At 41.5% G+C, this 207-nt stretch carries 1 protein-coding gene; it reads left to right on the top strand.

The features are described from left to right. The coding region (locus tag FW758_RS25010; protein ID WP_446446874.1) for an integrase core domain-containing protein at positions 1–207 on the top strand (207 nt) is incomplete at both ends.

Genomic DNA, 207 nt, shown 5'->3' on the forward strand with positions numbered 1-207 from the left:
AGCTTGAAATTCAGACAATTAATATGGCGTCTTCAGATTGAGCAAAGTATGAGTCGTCGCGGGAATTGTTGGGATAACGCACCAATGGAGCGTTTCTTTAGAAGTTTGAAATCTGAGTGGATACCCGCCAGTGGTTATGGGAATTTTACAGAAGCAGATAAAGAGATCACAAATTACATCACTGGATATTACAGTGAGACCAGACCC

This window comes from Shewanella sp. 1180_01 (genome assembly GCF_052850535.1).